This is a genomic window from Citrobacter sp. CK185 (assembly GCF_030333565.1).
Lineage (GTDB): Bacteria > Pseudomonadota > Gammaproteobacteria > Enterobacterales > Enterobacteriaceae > Citrobacter_B > Citrobacter_B koseri.
Window position 1 is genome coordinate 1 of the sequence record NZ_JAOWFR010000018.1, and the last position, 15,523, is coordinate 15,523.

Sequence of the window (15,523 nt, forward strand, 5' to 3'; positions counted from 1 at the left end):
TTGTTCCGTGTCAGTGGAGGCGCATTATAGGGAGTTATTCCGGCCTGACAAGGGGAAATTTAAAATTATTTTCCGACTGCGTGTTTTTTATTCTTTACGTTTATTTTGCCAACGATTTGTTGGTTAATTGGGCGATGTCGCGGGCAAAATTCGCCACTTGTTCCCAGTCGGTATAGACCACTTCTTTACTCGTATCCGTTTCACCGCCAGACATCTTCATAATGAGCTTAATCATCAGACGGTCATACCAGCGGTAACGAGGGTAACGAAGCGCGCCAGCAATAACGGCGCAAAGATCGGGTCGCCACTGCGAACTCATCAGAAACTTGCGCGCGTAGCTGTTGGTCTGCGGTGTGCGCTTTTCAGGTTTACGCGCGACAAGGTTAACGGAATAAAACGCACTCGGCATCGCGTTCAGGCGCGTAGCGTGCTTCTTCACAAACTCCTGGAAAGCGGCATGGTAATGCCCATAACGAATAGAGGCGCCAATCACCACGCGATCGTAACTTTGCCAGTCCAGCTCTTCAGTACGATGGAGATTAATCACATCCGCCCAGATCCCCAGCTCCTTTAATTCCGAGGCCAGATAAGAAGCTATCTCGCGCGTTTGTCCGTCCCGGGTAGAAAAAAGAATCAATGTTTTCACGTGTTACTCCATTATTCACGCCAGAAGGTAGGGGTAAAAAGTACCAGCAAAGTAAAGACTTCAAGACGACCAAATAACATATTGGCGATCAGAATCCATTTCGCAACAGGGTTCATGCTGGCAAAGTTGTCCGCAACCACACCTAACCCTGGCCCCAGGTTGTTAAGGGTCGCCACAACGGAGGCAAACGCGGAAAAGTCATCCACGCCAGTCGCGATAATGGCCAGCATACTGACAATAAAGACTAAGGCATAAGCAGAAAAGAATCCCCATACCGCTTCGAGGATACGTTCCGGCAACGCACGGTGCCCCAGTTTTATACTGTAAACCGCATTCGGATGGACCAGACGCTTCAGTTCACGGTTCCCCTGTTTGAACAGCAGCAGGATGCGGATCACCTTCAGCCCGCCGCCCGTTGACCCCGCACAGCCGCCGATAAACGCAGAGCATAACAGCAGCACCGGCAGAAAGAGCGGCCAGCGGGCGATGCTGTCGGTGGTAAACCCGGCGGTTGTCGCCATTGATACGACCTGAAAGAACGCCTGGTTGAGCGTGGTCAGCGCCGAGTTATAGATATCGTGGAACCACAGCACCAGCGTACAGATCACTACCAGCGTCAACTGAACGCCAATGAACATGCGAAATTCAGGGTCACGCCAGTAAACTTTCAGGCTGCGCCCGCTTAATAAAGAGAAGTGCAGACCGTAGTTACAGCCAGAGATCAGCAAGAAGATAGCCATGATGCTGTTAATGGTCGGGCTATCGAAATAACCGACGCTGGCATCGTGCGTAGAGAAACCGCCGATCGCGATAGTAGAAAAACTGTGCCCAATGGCGTCAAACGCGGGCATTCCGGCGAACCATAGCGCCAGCGCGCAGGCCACCGTCAGTAACACATAAATCAGCCATAGCGTCTTTGCCGTTTCCGCAATACGCGGGCGCATTTTATTGTCTTTCAGCGGCCCCGGCATTTCTGCGCGGTAGAGCTGCATCCCCCCGACGCCGAGGATAGGGAGAATCGCCACCGCCAGCACAATGATCCCCATCCCGCCAAACCATTGCAGCATCTGGCGGTAAAAGAGAATCGCGTGCGGTAAAGAGTCCAGCCCCACCAGCGTCGTCGCGCCCGTTGTCGTTAAGCCGGAGAATGATTCAAAAAAAGCATCGGTAATGGTGAGGTTCGGGCTTTCAGAGAAGATAAACGGCAACGCCCCCACGCTTCCCAGTACGGTCCAGAACAGCACCACAATGAGAAACCCTTCGCGGGATTTAAGCTCGCCTTTCTCCCGGCGGTTGGGCCACCACAGCAGAGAGCCGATCACCAGTGCGACAAAGAATGTCTGCGTGAATGCCCGCCCCGCCCCATCACGGTAGATCAACGCAACCAGTCCAGGGAGGATCATTGTTCCCGAAAATAAAATGACCAACAGTCCAACGATTCGGGTAATGGCGCGAAAATGCATCTCTGCCGCTTCCTTTGTTCTTCAAAATGAGGTGGGATTATTCTTCAATCGCTAACAATTGCAATGAACCACGGCTAAAATCCGCCAGCCTTGCTGAAAATTCATCCACATTTGCATAAGGAAGCGCCACCCTGAGCCGAACGAATGCCTGATAATCGCTGGTAACGATTTGACCGGCAAACTGCCCTAATAATGCTTCTATTCCGGCCAGTTGGCCGTACTCACACTGCAAAGTATATTCGGTTAACGGCGTCTTGCGCTGCGTCGTTAACTGACGCAACGCCTGATTCACGCCGCCGCCGTAGGCTTTTACCAGCCCACCGGTGCCGAGCAGAATACCGCCATAGTAACGCACCACAACAGCGGTGATCTCGCCAACGCCGCTGCCCATTAGCTGGGCAAGCATCGGTTTGCCCGCCGTTCCCGCCGGTTCGCCATCATCAGAAAATCCCAGCTGTTGTGAATCATCCGGCGCGCCCGCCACCCATGCCACGCAATGATGACGCGCATCTGGATGCGCCGCTCTGACAGCATCAACAAAGGCTTTCGCCGCTTCAACACCGTCCGTGTGGGCGAGCAGCGTAATGAAGCGGCTTTTTTTGATCTCTTCCTCGACAGTGACCGGCGCCGCAGGGATTAACCAGCTGTCCATCACGCCAGTTTCAAATCCCGCGTCATATTTTCAACACCGTTTTCGTGAATCACCACGTTGTCTTCAATACGAATGCCGCCGAACGGTTTCAGCGCTTCAATTTTCTGCCAGTTGAAGTGCTTGCTGAATTGCCCCTCGCGCCACGGCGCCAACAGCGATTCGATAAAGTAGATCCCCGGCTCAATGGTCAACACCATGCGCGGTTGCAGCACGCGGGTGCAGCGCAGATAAGGGTATTTCGACGGCGCGGCCAGATGCGTCCCGGTATCGTCCTGCATAAAGCCTGCAACATCATGAACCTGAAGACCCAGTTGATGACCAATACCGTGCGGCATAAACGGCCCGGTGAGATTGTTCTCGACCATCGCTTCTTCGCTGATATCGGTGACAATCTGATGCTTACGCAGCAATTTCGCGATGCGTTGATGGAACTGAATGTGATAATCCACGTAGCTGACGCCCGCTTTCATGGTCGCAATCAGCGCCAGCTGTTCGTCATTCACATCTTTGATTAACTGAGCGTAATCGGTGTCATTGTTTGCCGCCCAGGTACGCGTCAGGTCTGCGGCATAACCGTTATATTCCGCCCCGGCATCCAGCAGGAAGCTGCGCATTTCAGACGGCGCGCGATGATCCAGTTTGGTGTAATGAAGAACCGAAGCGTGCTCGTTGAGCGCCACGATATTGCTATAAGGCACATCGGTGTCACGGTGGCCGGTCGCGGTCAGGTAAGCCAGGTTAATGTCGAACTCACTCATACCGGAACGGAACGCTTCTTCTGCTGCGCGATGGCCGTTCACCGCCGTTTTCTGCGCTTCACGCATACAGGCCAGTTCGTAATCCGTTTTGTACGCACGGTAGTAATGCAGGTAATCGATCACTCCTTTCGGGTTGATGTTGCTGGCGGCGATATCCAGTTGCAACGCCCGCTCCGGCACCGGACCGATGTAACCGATATTACCGCGCGCGGCAGGGAGCTGGCTGCCAATACCGTCGGCTTTCGGCAGGGCAATCACCTCTACCTCTTCGGTCCAGAACGACGTGGGCAGCGGCTCAACGTTGTGCCAGTAATCCACCGGCAGGTAGAACCACAGTTTGGGTTTATTCACGCCATCGACCAGCAACCAGCAATTTGGAACCTGTGTGACCGGTACCCAGGCTTTAAACTGCGGGTTAACTTTAAACGGATAGGGATGGTCGTCGAGGAAGACGTTGATAAGCTCGCCGGAGTGAATAAGTAGCGCATCCAGCTTAAAACGCGCCAGTGCGTCACGCGTCCGTTCTTGTAAGGTAACGATATGATTTTTATAGAGTGCGGCCAGTGATTCCATTTTCTACCCTTCTGTTTTTTTGACCTCGAGTCTCCGCATCTTAGCACATCGCTCCAGGAGAGCGTGATTTCTGCCGAGCGTGATCGCATCGGCATTTTTTTAATCTCTCATTTGCATTTTTTTAACACAAAATACACACTCGCTTCATCTGGTATGACCAGATCACCTTGCGGATTCAGGAGACTGACATGCTTTACAAAGGCGACACCCTGTACCTCGACTGGCTGGAAGATGGCATCGCCGAACTGGTGTTCGATGCCCCAGGATCGGTCAATAAACTCGACACTGCGACCGTCGCCAGCCTCGGCCAGGCGCTGGACGTGCTGGAAAAGCAAACAGATTTAAAAGGGCTGCTGCTGCGCTCTAACAAAGCAGCCTTTATTGTCGGTGCTGATATCACCGAATTCCTTTCGCTGTTCCTTGTTCCTGAAGAACAGTTAAGCCAGTGGCTGCACTTTGCCAACAGCGTCTTTAATCGCCTCGAAGATTTACCGGTACCAACGCTTTCCGCCATCAATGGCTATGCGCTGGGTGGCGGCTGCGAGTGCGTACTGGCGACCGATTATCGTCTGGTGACGCCGGATCTGCGCATTGGCCTGCCAGAAACGAAGCTGGGCATCATGCCGGGCTTTGGCGGTTCTGTCCGTATGCCGCGTATGCTGGGCGCTGACAGCGCGCTGGAAATTATTGCTGCCGGGAAAGACATCGGCGCTGAGCAGGCGCTGAAAATCGGCCTGGTTGACGGTATCGTGAAACCGGAAAAACTGCTTGATGGCGCAATAGCGGTATTACGTCAGGCGATTGACGGCTCACTGGACTGGAAAGCCAAACGCCAGCCGAAGCTGGAACCGTTGAAGCTCAGTAAAATTGAAGCGGCGATGAGCTTTACCATCGCCAAAGGTATGGTGGCGCAGACAGCCGGGAAGTATTACCCCGCCCCGATGACCGCCGTGAAAACGATCGAAGCCGCCGCACGCTTTGGCCGTGAAGAAGCGCTGAATCTGGAAAATAAAAGCTTTGTCCCGCTGGCGCATACCAATGAAGCCCGCGCGCTGGTCGGCATCTTCCTCAACGATCAGTTCGTGAAAGGTAAAGCGAAAAAGCTGACCAAAGACGTTGAAACACCGAAGCAGGCAGCCGTACTGGGCGCAGGTATTATGGGCGGCGGCATCGCTTACCAGTCAGCCTGGAAAGGCGTGCCGGTGATCATGAAAGATATCAACGACAAATCCCTGACGCTGGGCATGACCGAAGCGGCGAAACTGCTGAATAAGCAGCTGGAACGCGGCAGGATCGACGGCCTGAAACTGGCGGGCGTGATTTCAACGATTCACCCAACGCTGAACTACGCCGGTTTTGATCGCGTTGATGTGGTGGTCGAAGCGGTAGTGGAAAACCCGAAAGTGAAGAAAGCGGTACTGGCGGAGACCGAAGACAACGTCCGCCCGGATACCGTGCTGGCGTCAAATACGTCCACCATTCCAATTAGCGAACTGGCAAGCGCGCTGAAGCGCCCGGAAAACTTCTGCGGCATGCACTTCTTTAACCCGGTACACCGGATGCCGCTGGTTGAAATCATTCGCGGCGAGAAAAGCTCGGATGAAACCATCGCTAAAGTCGTCGCCTGGGCCAGCAAAATGGGCAAAACGCCGATTGTGGTCAACGACTGCCCCGGCTTCTTTGTTAACCGCGTACTGTTCCCGTATTTTGCCGGTTTCAGCCAGCTACTGCGCGACGGCGCCGATTTCCGCAAAGTCGACAAAGTGATGGAGAAACAGTTTGGCTGGCCGATGGGCCCGGCTTATCTGCTGGATGTGGTCGGGATTGATACCGCGCATCATGCGCAGGCAGTCATGGCGGCCGGTTTCCCACAGCGTATGCAGAAAGATTATCGTGATGCCATCGACGCGCTGTTTGACGCCAGCCGCTATGGTCAGAAAAACGGTCTGGGATTCTGGCGCTATAAAGAAGACAGCAAAGGCAAGCCGAAGAAAGAAGAAGATGCGGCCGTGGACAGCCTGCTGGCAGAGGTCAGCCAGCCGAAGCGCGACTTCAGCGACGAAGAGATTATCGCCCGCATGATGATTCCGATGGTCAACGAAGTGGTGCGCTGTCTGGAAGAAGGCATCATCGCCAGTCCGGCAGAAGCGGATATGGCGCTGGTTTACGGTCTGGGCTTCCCTCCGTTCCACGGCGGCGCGTTCCGCTGGCTGGATACGCTCGGCAGCGCAAAATATCTCGATATGGCGCAGCAGTATCAGCACCTCGGCCCACTCTATGAAGTGCCGGAAGGTCTGCGTAACAAAGCGCGCCATAACGAACCGTACTATCCCCCGGTTGAGCCAGCCCGCCCGGTTGGCGACCTGAAAACGGCTTAAGGAGTCACAATGGAACAGGTTGTCATTGTCGATGCAATTCGCACCCCGATGGGCCGTTCAAAGGGCGGCGCATTTCGTAACGTGCGGGCAGAAGATCTCTCCGCACACTTAATGCGCAGTCTGCTGGCGCGTAATCCCGCGCTGGAAGCAACCGCTATCGACGACATTTACTGGGGCTGCGTGCAACAAACGCTGGAGCAGGGTTTTAACATCGCCCGCAACGCCGCGCTACTGGCTGAAATCCCCCACTCCGTTCCGGCGGTCACCGTTAACCGTCTGTGTGGTTCCTCCATGCAGGCGCTGCACGATGCCGCACGGATGATCATGACCGGCGACGCACAGGCGTGCCTGATTGGCGGCGTGGAGCATATGGGCCATGTACCAATGAGTCATGGCGTCGATTTCCATCCCGGCCTGAGCCGCAACGTGGCCAAAGCCGCCGGGATGATGGGGCTGACGGCAGAAATGCTTTCCCGTATGCACGGCATCAGCCGTGAAATGCAGGATGCGTTTGCCGCACGTTCACACGCCCGCGCCTGGGCAGCCACGCAGTCCGGCGCGTTTAAAAACGAGATCATCCCGACCGGTGGTCATGACGCCGACGGCGTGCTGAAGCAGTTTAACTACGACGAAGTCATCCGCCCGGAGACCACCGTCGAAGCGCTGTCGACTCTGCGCCCCGCGTTTGATCCGGTCAGCGGCACCGTGACCGCAGGCACCTCTTCCGCCCTCTCCGATGGCGCAGCCGCCATGCTGGTAATGAGCGAAAGCCGTGCGCGTGAACTGGGTCTGCAACCACGCGCCCGCATTCGTTCAATGGCGGTTGTCGGTTGCGATCCCTCAATTATGGGTTACGGCCCGGTTCCGGCGTCAAAACTGGCGCTGAAAAAAGCAGGGCTTGCCGCCAGCGATATCGATTTGTTTGAAATGAACGAAGCGTTTGCCGCGCAGATCCTGCCGTGTATAAAAGATCTGGGACTGATGGAGCAGATTGACGAGAAGATCAACCTCAACGGCGGCGCGATCGCACTGGGCCACCCGCTGGGTTGTTCCGGGGCGCGCATCAGCACCACGCTGTTGAATCTGATGGAGCGCAAAGACGCCCAGTTTGGCCTGGCGACGATGTGTATCGGATTAGGTCAGGGTATCGCGACAGTATTTGAGCGAGTTCAATCATAGAGCGTTATTTATTGCAGGCCGGGCAAGCGAAGCGCCCCCGGCGACCATGCCGGATGACGACGCTCAGGCGTCTTATCCGGCCTACAACGCAAATGCCACTCTATAACAATTTAGTTGCCGTTCTTCCCGCCTGTCAGGGGCGGGTTTTTTATTGCTTAGATAAAGGCAAACGCATCGCCAAACAGGCGATCTTCCCGCGCGTTACGCTCATTGCAGAACAGGTCACGAGCGATTTTCGCCATCTCAAAACGACCGGCAATGTAGATATCATGCCCCGCCAGCGTACCGTGATCCTGCAATACCGCAGTTAATACCGTACCCGTGCGGCCACGCCAGCCTTCTTCCGGTTGCTCAACCACCGGCTCAACGCGCAGATTCGGGTGCTGAACCGAAAGCGCCTCCAGCTCAGCGAGATCGTAGAGATGCTTCTCTTCACGCCCGCCCCAGTAGATCGTCACGTCGCGATTCGGATTACGCGCAAGCGCCGTCAGCAAAATTGAACGGACATAGGAGAAACCCGTTCCCCCCGCAATCAGAATCAGCGGGCGCTCCTCATCATCACGCAGCCAGGCTTCGCCATGCGGAATATCAACGACAATTTCTCTGTCTTTCAGAATGCGATCCATCACCGCCATCGCATACAGATTAAGCTCCGAAGCGCCAATGTGCAGCTCAATGAATCCGTGCTCATCCGGCGTGGAGGCCATAGAGAACGGACGCTTATCCCGCTCATCCATTACGACCATCAGATACTGACCAGCGCGAAAGGAAAACGCCGCGTCTGGCACTAAACGAACGCGATATACGGTATCGGTGATAGCTTCTACCGAGGTCACTTTACAGCTTAAGGTTGTCATGCGCTCCCTCTGTCGGGTCTATAGGGCAAAACGATCGCGCCTCAGGCGCCTTTACCGTCGTTAAAGATGGCCAACTCATCCCAAATCGCGTCAATACGCGCAGTCACTTCAGGATCTTTCTTGATAGGGCGCCCCCACTCACGTTGGGTTTCGCCCGGCCATTTGTTTGTGGCATCCAGTCCCATTTTTGAACCTAGCCCGGAGATCGGCGAGGCAAAATCCAGATAATCAATGGGGGTGTTTTCTACCAGCACCGTATCCCGCGCCGGGTCCATACGGGTGGTGATCGCCCAAATCACATCATTCCAGTCGCGTGCGTTGACGTCGTCATCGCAGACGATAACAAATTTGGTATACATAAACTGGCGTAAAAATGACCAAACGCCCATCATGACGCGTTTCGCATGGCCCGCGTACTGCTTTTTCATCGTTACAACGGCCAGTCGATAAGAACACCCTTCCGGCGGAAGATAGAAATCAACAATTTCCGGGAACTGCTTTTGCAAAATCGGGACGAAGACTTCATTCAACGCCACGCCGAGCACAGCAGGTTCATCAGGCGGTCGGCCGGTATAAGTCGAGTGATAAATGGCGTCTTCACGCTGCGTAATGTGCGTAACAGTGAAAACCGGGAAGTTATCCACTTCATTGTAATAACCGGTGTGGTCGCCATACGGCCCTTCCGCCGCCATTTCGCCCGGTTCAATATAACCTTCCAGGACGATTTCCGCACTTGCAGGTACTTCAAGATCGCTGGAGAGACATTTAACCACTTCCGTCTTTGTGCCACGCAGCAGCCCTGCAAACGCGTATTCCGACAGCGTATCCGGTACGGGGGTCACTGCGCCGAGAATGGTGGCCGGATCGGCGCCCAGCGCCACGGCAATCGGGAAACGCTCGCCAGGATGCGCCGCGCACCACTCCTGGAAATCCAGCGCGCCGCCACGATGCGACAACCAACGCATGATCAACTTGTTTTTGCCGATCAGTTGCTGACGGTAGATCCCCAGATTTTGCCGCTCTTTGTGAGGGCCGCGCGTCACGGTCAGCCCCCAGGTAATAAGCGGCGCGGCATCTTCCGGCCAGCAGGTCATGATGGGAATACGCTGTAAATCAACGTCGTCGCCAGAGAACACTTTCTGCTGGCACGGCGCGCCGCGTAGCCGTTTGGTCGGCATGTTCAGCACTTGCTTAAACTGCGGCAGCTTATCAAACAGGTCGCGGAACCCTTTCGGCGGCTCCGGCTCTTTCAGAAACGCCAGCAGCTTGCCGACTTCGCGCAAAGCGGTGACATCTTCCTGGCCCATGCCCATTGCGACGCGTCTGGGCGTGCCAAACAGGTTGCACAGCACCGGCATCGCATAGCCTTTGGGATTTTCAAACAACAGAGCAGGCCCGCCCGCACGCAGCGTACGGTCAGCAATTTCAGTCATTTCCAGATGGGGATCTACCGCAAGCGTAATGCGTTTGAGTTCACCCTGCTGTTCCAGCAGCGTCAGGAAGTCGCGTAAGTCGTGATATTTCATGGCGTCAGTTGTGGCCTCTTTGTAAGCGCCTCATTATACGGCGTTCATCATCGTGATGCTGTATTTTTGTTAAATTAGCGTGAACTCTGACGGTACAGGGGAACCCAGGGGTTATCTACCCAATGAATTTCAGGTTGCGGCGAGGTAGCCAACAAAGAAGCAGCCTGAAATACAACGGGTATAATTAACTTAGCGCATGGCTTTTGTTATGCTTGCGCCCCGGACAAGCGGATAAGAGTTATTATGCAATCCTGGTATTTACTGTACTGCAAGCGTGGGCAACTTCAGCGTGCCCAGGAACACCTCGAAAGACAGGCGGTAAATTGCCTGACGCCGATGATCACGCTGGAAAAAATGGTGCGCGGCAAACGTACCGCCGTTAGCGAACCGCTCTTTCCTAACTATCTGTTTGTTGAATTCGACCCGGAAGTGATTCATACCACCACGATCAACGCCACGCGCGGCGTCAGCCACTTCGTGCGGTTTGGCGCGCACCCTGCCACCGTTCCGTCCAACGTGATTCATCAGCTTTCTGTCTACAAACCGGAAGGCGTTGTTGATCCCGAAACGCCCTACCCGGGGGACAGCGTGATTATCACTGAAGGCGCATTTGAAGGTCTGAAGGCGATTTTTACCGAACCGGATGGCGAAGCGCGCTCCATGCTGCTGCTTAACCTGCTAAATAAAGAGGTGAAGCAGAGCGTGAAAAACACCGCGTTTCGTAAAGTTTAAGCGCGCTTTAGAAGGCAATCCCAAACAGCGTTTTAACATTGGCATCCGTTGTGGCCGCCAGCCATTGCGGGTCTTCCCCGCGCCAGTGGGCAACGCGCGCAAGAATGTGCGCCAGATGCGCCGGTTCGTTACGCCGCGAAGCCGGTTTAGGCGTGAGATCGCGCGGCAACAGGTAGGGGGCGTCGGTCTCAATCAACAGTTTTTCCGCAGGGATGAAGGGCAGCAACTCACGCAATTCAAGACCGCGACGTTCATCGCAGACCCAACCCGTAATACCGATATAAAGCCCTCTGTCTATGCACTCCTGCATCTCCTTACGCGTACCGGTAAAGCAATGCAACACCGCGCCCGGGAGTTTATCCAGCCACGGCTCAAGCAGCGCCAGAAAACGCGCATGCGCATCCCGACAGTGCATAAAAACGGGCATCTGCAACTCAGCGGCAATGCGCAACTGCGCCTGGAAGGCGCGTTCCTGTTCTTGCGGCGTGGAAAAATTACGATTGAAGTCCAGACCACATTCGCCAATCGCCACCACGTCCGGCTGGCTCGCCAGAGCGACGATCGCGTCTTCAGTTTCTGATTGCCACTGGCTGCTGTCATGCGGATGTACGCCAGCCGTCGACCAGCAGCAGGCGTAACGCTGCGCCAGTTTTTGCGCCTGCTGGCTTTCGTGCAGATTGGTTCCGGTCAGAAGCATACCCGACACCCCGGCCGCCAGCGCGCGCGTCACCACCTCATCGCGATCTTTCGCAAATTGCGAACTGGTTAAATTAACGCCGATATCAAACATGCTTCCTCCCATATAACAACCGCCCTGACGGGCGGTTGCGTTTATTCTTCAGTTTTCCCGGCCTGCTCAGTCTCGGCCTCGTCATCTTCTTCTCGTGGACGTCGTTTACCGACATAGAAGCGAGAGAAGAACACGCCAACCTCAAACAGGCAGTACATCGGTATCGCCAGCAATGTTTGTGAGAAGACATCTGGCGGCGTCAGCAGCATCCCCACGACAAACGCGCCAACCACGACGTAAGGACGCTTCTTACGCAAGTCCTCAGGGGTAGTTACCCCCATCCAGCAGAGCAGGACAATCGCGACGGGCACCTCGAAAGAGACGCCGAATGCCATAAATAACGCCATCACAAAGCTGAGGTAACTGGCGATATCGGTAGAAACCTGTACGCCCTGCGGCGCGGTATTGGCAAGGAAACCAAACGCGAGCGGGAAGACCACAAAGTAGGCGAACGCCATGCCGATATAGAACAGCAGCGAGCTGGACACCAGCAGCGGCACGACAAGACGACGTTCATGCTTATACAGCGCAGGGGCAATAAACGCCCACACCTGGTACAAAATCACGGGCGCAGACAGGATCAGCGACACCATGAAAGTCAGTTTGATAGGGGTGAAAAACGGCGAGGCCACGTCGGTGGCGATCATCGTCGCACCCTGCGGCATCTGTTCGATCAGCGGCGCGGCAACCATGTGATAAATGTCATTGGCGAAATAGACCAACGCCAGAAAAATCACAATAACCGCAATAATGCAGTTCAACAGACGCTTACGCAGTTCAATCAGATGCGTAATAAGAGGTTGGGTATCATCTACAGCCATGTTTACGATTTATCACTCGACGAGGGGGAGGATTCGACAACAGTCGCGGCGGATTTCTTTTCTGCGTCCATCTCGTTTACGGAAGCGGCTTCCGTCTGTTCAGGCTGCCCGGCATCAGCCGTTTCCGGTGTTTGCTCAGGAGAATTGGCCTGGGTTTCAGCGGCGGCAGGTGTAACCCCTTCATGCTGCGCTTCGTTATCCTTCACCACCGGATTATGGATGGTATGCGCTTCATCGCTCGCTTTTTCAGGATCGTTGGCGCTGTAGGAACGCTTCATCGACTCCGCGGCCTGACGAAGTTCATCCATCGAGGCTTTCAGTTCTGGAGTCAGATTCTGGAGGCTCGCTTTTTCGACCTTCTTCAGACTGTCCTGAAACTCCTGGAGCTTCAGCTCCTGGGTCAGTTCATTCTGCACCGTGGTCGCAAGGGATCGCAACGCGCGTACCCAGCCCGCTACCGTTTTTACCGCTACCGGCAATCGTTGAGGCCCCAGAACGATGAGGCCGATCACGAATACCAACAGCAGTTCGCTAAAACCGATGTCAAACACGAATTATACCTGCTCTTTATCGTGACTTTTGGCGTCTTCTTTCTTCGCTTCGCCTTGCGCTTCACCTTGCTTATCAGCGATAGATTTAGCGGTAAAATCAGCGTCCTGACTGGTTTTATCCTGCTTCGCATCATCATCGCTCATCGCTTTTTTGAAGCCTTTAATGGACGCGCCAAGATCGGAACCGATGGAGCCGAGCTTTTTGGTGCCAAATAGCAGTACAACGATGACGGCAATGATCAACAACTGCCAAATACTGATACCACCCATACGAGTTCCTCTGTGATAGATGATGAATTATTAAGGTCGCATTATACACGACTTGCCTTGAGCGATGAAAAAATCAGCGAGTTTTACGCCAGCCAATCAGCCAGGCGACCAGGCCTCCGGCCATTAACCAGCAAGGCATCAGCCCCCATTCCGGGCGGCTGACAAGCAGGAATGTCCCACTTAACAACAACGTCGCGCCAATGCCCAGTAAATAGCGGGATTGTCCCTGACGCACATGATTCTCCTGAAGCTCGCGCGCAATCTTATCAACACTGTGCTGTAAATATTTGCCCTGGCGCAAACTGTCATACACCAGTTCAGGTATTTCTGGCATTTTTTCGACCCAGAACGGCGCTTTTTCCTTAAGTGCTCTGGTGAGCGCAGGAATGCCAACCTGATCTTTAATCCAGGATTCAAGAAACGGCTTCGCCGTTTTCCACAGATCCAACTGTGGATAGAGCTGGCGTCCAACCCCTTCAACATACAGCAATGTCTTTTGTAACAATACCAGCTGTGGCTGGACTTCCATGTTAAATCGACGCGCCGTATTGAAAAGGTTTAATAAAACGTGACCAAACGAGATTTCCGCCAGCGGTTTTTCGAAAATAGGCTCGCACACGGTGCGGATAGCAAACTCAAACTCTTCAACATTGGTATCCGGTGGCACCCACCCTGAATCCACATGCAGTTCCGCTACTTTGCGGTAGTCACGGTTAAAGAACGCGATGAAATTCTCCGCCAGATAGCGTTTATCCTCTTTGTTCAGCGACCCCACAATGCCGCAATCAATCCCAATGTATTTCGGATTTTCAGGATGCTCATAGCTGACGAAGATATTGCCAGGGTGCATATCCGCATGGAAAAAACTGTCGCGGAACACCTGGGTAAAGAAGACCTGTACGCCACGCTCAGCCAGCAGCTTCATGTTGGTGCCGTTCTTTTCCAGCGTCGCCACATCCGAAACGGGAATGCCGTAAATCCGCTCCATGACCATCATGTCCTGACTACAGTAGTCGGAATAGACTTCGGGAACATACAGCATGGGGCTGTTTTCGAAATTACGCCGTAGCTGGATGGCGTTTGCCGATTCACGCAGCAAATTCAGCTCATCGATCAGCGTTTTTTCATACTCGCGAACGACTTCGGTCGGGCGCAGGCGTCGTCCGTCCGGCAGCAGGCGCGGCACCCAACGGGCAAGACGGTAGATCAGTTTTAAATCGGCTTTAATAACCGGCAGAATATCCGGGCGGATAACCTTAATCACCACCTCTTTACCGTTCGACTTCAGCCGCGCGGTATGTACCTGGGCAATCGACGCAGAGGCTAATGGCTGGATGTCAAAGTCATCAAACCACTCTTCAACAGGCAGGCCGCCCATTGCTTCTTCAATTTGTGCTTTCGCCAGCGCGCCATCAAAAGGGGCAACTTTATCCTGCAATAGCGCAAGCTGATCGGCAATCTGAGGCGGGAAAAGGTCACGACGGGTGGAAAGCATTTGACCAAATTTGATCCACACCGGCCCCAGCTCCTGCAAAGCCAGCCTTAATCGTTCACCCAGCGGTTTGTCTTTATGCCGGTTCGGCATCCAGAATAATGAGTAACGCCATAACCGAAGCGGCAGCGTGATACGCATTTTGGGGATGAGCTCATCAAGGCCGTAACTTAAAAAGGTGCGAATGATGAAATAAAGGCGCCGTACTTCACCTGGCGTCATTTGGCCTCCAGTTTTTCCAGCCGTTTAGTCAGCGCGTCTACTGCACGCTCAACGGCTGCCGTTTCTTCTGCAAACCATGCCACTTCCAGCGGCCCAGGCGCCATACGCCACTCTTCAGTTATCGCCTCAGCGATATAACGCTGCTGACGCTGAATGTTATGACGTAAAAACTTAGCGCCGCCACGCAGGACTTTGCTGATCCCTTCCGCCGCGATATCGCCGGTATAAGGCGCCAAAAGCTCTGCGGGATCGAATTCCGCCAGATCGGCCAGCGCCACAAAATTCTGTACCACCTGAATATCGCCCTGAACCTCCAGCTCGCCGCTGCGAATAAGCGCGGTAAGCCGCTGGCGATCGCGCAATTCAGGCAACACGCTGGCATGCGTGATGACCGTGCAATCAGCCTCGCCTTCCCATGCCCCCAGCACATCGACCTGGCGTTCACTGAACACCAATACGAGCGGCGTCGAAAATCCTTTGAGCTCCACACGCAGCACCTTGTCCTGCAAACGCGCTCTGGCGGATTTCAGCGCCGGTGAACGGTACAGAAAGGTATTGAGCAGATTTTCGATTCCTGCGGTCACGAAGGGTGTAAAAGGCATCCCCGGTCTCC

15 protein-coding genes are annotated in these 15,523 nt (G+C 54.4%); 3 read left to right on the forward strand and 12 right to left on the reverse strand.

Annotated elements, in window-relative coordinates; translation table 11 throughout:
- Nucleotides 1-100: 100 nt before the first annotated feature.
- From hemG to pepQ, 4 genes are read right to left on the reverse strand one after another with little or no spacing between them, the layout of a single operon-like run.
- Entirely contained in the window at nt 101-646 is a 546-nt protein-coding gene (gene hemG / locus OGV79_RS03910) for a menaquinone-dependent protoporphyrinogen IX dehydrogenase (RefSeq protein ID WP_047459942.1), read from the reverse strand.
- A gap of 11 nt (nt 647-657) precedes the next feature.
- Nucleotides 658-2,109, reverse strand: a complete 1,452-nt coding sequence (gene trkH / locus OGV79_RS03915) for a Trk system potassium transporter TrkH (protein ID WP_012131195.1) — start codon at nt 2,107-2,109, stop codon at nt 658-660.
- A 37-nt stretch (nt 2,110-2,146) separates the two neighbouring features.
- A complete protein-coding gene (locus tag OGV79_RS03920) occupies nt 2,147-2,761 on the reverse strand; it encodes an IMPACT family protein (RefSeq protein ID WP_012131194.1) in 615 nt (204 codons plus the stop codon).
- Entirely contained in the window at nt 2,761-4,092 is a 1,332-nt protein-coding gene (pepQ, locus tag OGV79_RS03925; protein ID WP_012131193.1) for a Xaa-Pro dipeptidase, read from the reverse strand. Before pepQ ends, OGV79_RS03920 begins: the two co-directional genes overlap by 1 nt.
- 188 nt (nt 4,093-4,280) lie before the next feature.
- Between pepQ and fadB the strand changes: the two genes are divergently transcribed.
- Complete coding sequence (gene fadB, locus OGV79_RS03930) at nt 4,281-6,470, forward strand: fatty acid oxidation complex subunit alpha FadB (protein ID WP_275148107.1); 2,190 nt, start codon at nt 4,281-4,283, stop codon at nt 6,468-6,470.
- Between the two features lie 9 nt (nt 6,471-6,479).
- Nucleotides 6,480-7,649 carry an acetyl-CoA C-acyltransferase FadA gene (gene fadA / locus OGV79_RS03935; RefSeq protein WP_071258147.1) on the forward strand — a complete coding sequence of 390 codons (1,170 nt, stop codon included), beginning with the start codon at nt 6,480-6,482 and terminating at the stop codon, nt 7,647-7,649.
- Nucleotides 7,650-7,804: 155 nt separating this feature from the next.
- Here fadA and fre read toward each other — a convergent pair whose 3' ends face one another.
- Complete coding sequence (gene fre, locus OGV79_RS03940; protein WP_012131188.1) at nt 7,805-8,506, reverse strand: NAD(P)H-flavin reductase; 702 nt, start codon at nt 8,504-8,506, stop codon at nt 7,805-7,807.
- 41 nt (nt 8,507-8,547) lie between these two features.
- Entirely contained in the window at nt 8,548-10,032 is a 1,485-nt protein-coding gene (gene ubiD, locus OGV79_RS03945; RefSeq protein WP_012131187.1) for a 4-hydroxy-3-polyprenylbenzoate decarboxylase, read from the reverse strand.
- A 243-nt stretch (nt 10,033-10,275) separates the two neighbouring features.
- On the opposite strand from ubiD, the gene rfaH reads away from it, so the two are divergent.
- Nucleotides 10,276-10,764 carry a transcription/translation regulatory transformer protein RfaH gene (rfaH, locus tag OGV79_RS03950; protein WP_012131186.1) on the forward strand — a complete coding sequence of 163 codons (489 nt, stop codon included), beginning with the start codon at nt 10,276-10,278 and terminating at the stop codon, nt 10,762-10,764.
- A gap of 7 nt (nt 10,765-10,771) precedes the next feature.
- Here the strand turns inward: rfaH and tatD are convergent, their stop codons facing one another.
- The 6 genes from tatD to ubiJ all read right to left on the reverse strand — a co-directional run bounded on the left by tatD (nt 10,772) and on the right by ubiJ (nt 15,512).
- Nucleotides 10,772-11,554, reverse strand: coding sequence for a 3'-5' ssDNA/RNA exonuclease TatD (gene tatD / locus OGV79_RS03955; RefSeq protein ID WP_130028663.1), 783 nt, complete (start codon nt 11,552-11,554; stop codon nt 10,772-10,774).
- Between the two features lie 41 nt (nt 11,555-11,595).
- Nucleotides 11,596-12,375: a Sec-independent protein translocase subunit TatC gene (gene tatC, locus OGV79_RS03960; RefSeq protein ID WP_012131184.1), complete on the reverse strand. Its 780-nt coding sequence runs from the start codon at nt 12,373-12,375 to the stop codon at nt 11,596-11,598.
- Nucleotides 12,376-12,377: 2 nt separating this feature from the next.
- Entirely contained in the window at nt 12,378-12,926 is a 549-nt protein-coding gene (gene tatB, locus OGV79_RS03965; protein WP_012131183.1) for a Sec-independent protein translocase protein TatB, read from the reverse strand.
- Nucleotides 12,927-12,929: 3 nt separating this feature from the next.
- Complete coding sequence (gene tatA / locus OGV79_RS03970) at nt 12,930-13,196, reverse strand: Sec-independent protein translocase subunit TatA (protein ID WP_012131182.1); 267 nt, start codon at nt 13,194-13,196, stop codon at nt 12,930-12,932.
- Between the two features lie 73 nt (nt 13,197-13,269).
- Nucleotides 13,270-14,910: a ubiquinone biosynthesis regulatory protein kinase UbiB gene (gene ubiB / locus OGV79_RS03975; RefSeq protein WP_012131181.1), complete on the reverse strand. Its 1,641-nt coding sequence runs from the start codon at nt 14,908-14,910 to the stop codon at nt 13,270-13,272.
- Nucleotides 14,907-15,512, reverse strand: coding sequence for a ubiquinone biosynthesis protein UbiJ (gene ubiJ / locus OGV79_RS03980; protein WP_047459960.1), 606 nt, complete (start codon nt 15,510-15,512; stop codon nt 14,907-14,909). Before ubiJ ends, ubiB begins: the two co-directional genes overlap by 4 nt.
- Nucleotides 15,513-15,523: the final 11 nt, after the last annotated feature.

Bases quoted from the DNA above. Each gene is read 5' to 3' on its own strand.
- trkH (WP_012131195.1), bottom strand. From the start codon at position 2,109: ATGCATTTTCGCGCCATTACCCGAATCGTTGGACTGTTGGTCATTTTA.
- OGV79_RS03920 (WP_012131194.1), bottom strand. From the start codon at position 2,761: ATGGACAGCTGGTTAATCCCTGCGGCGCCGGTCACTGTCGAGGAAGAG.
- pepQ (WP_012131193.1), bottom strand. From the start codon at position 4,092: ATGGAATCACTGGCCGCACTCTATAAAAATCATATCGTTACCTTACAA.
- fadB (WP_275148107.1), top strand. From the start codon at position 4,281: ATGCTTTACAAAGGCGACACCCTGTACCTCGACTGGCTGGAAGATGGC.
- fadA (WP_071258147.1), top strand. From the start codon at position 6,480: ATGGAACAGGTTGTCATTGTCGATGCAATTCGCACCCCGATGGGCCGT.
- fre (WP_012131188.1), bottom strand. From the start codon at position 8,506: ATGACAACCTTAAGCTGTAAAGTGACCTCGGTAGAAGCTATCACCGAT.
- ubiD (WP_012131187.1), bottom strand. From the start codon at position 10,032: ATGAAATATCACGACTTACGCGACTTCCTGACGCTGCTGGAACAGCAG.
- rfaH (WP_012131186.1), top strand. From the start codon at position 10,276: ATGCAATCCTGGTATTTACTGTACTGCAAGCGTGGGCAACTTCAGCGT.
- tatD (WP_130028663.1), bottom strand. From the start codon at position 11,554: ATGTTTGATATCGGCGTTAATTTAACCAGTTCGCAATTTGCGAAAGAT.
- tatC (WP_012131184.1), bottom strand. From the start codon at position 12,375: ATGGCTGTAGATGATACCCAACCTCTTATTACGCATCTGATTGAACTG.
- tatA (WP_012131182.1), bottom strand. From the start codon at position 13,196: ATGGGTGGTATCAGTATTTGGCAGTTGTTGATCATTGCCGTCATCGTT.
- ubiB (WP_012131181.1), bottom strand. From the start codon at position 14,910: ATGACGCCAGGTGAAGTACGGCGCCTTTATTTCATCATTCGCACCTTT.
- ubiJ (WP_047459960.1), bottom strand. From the start codon at position 15,512: ATGCCTTTTACACCCTTCGTGACCGCAGGAATCGAAAATCTGCTCAAT.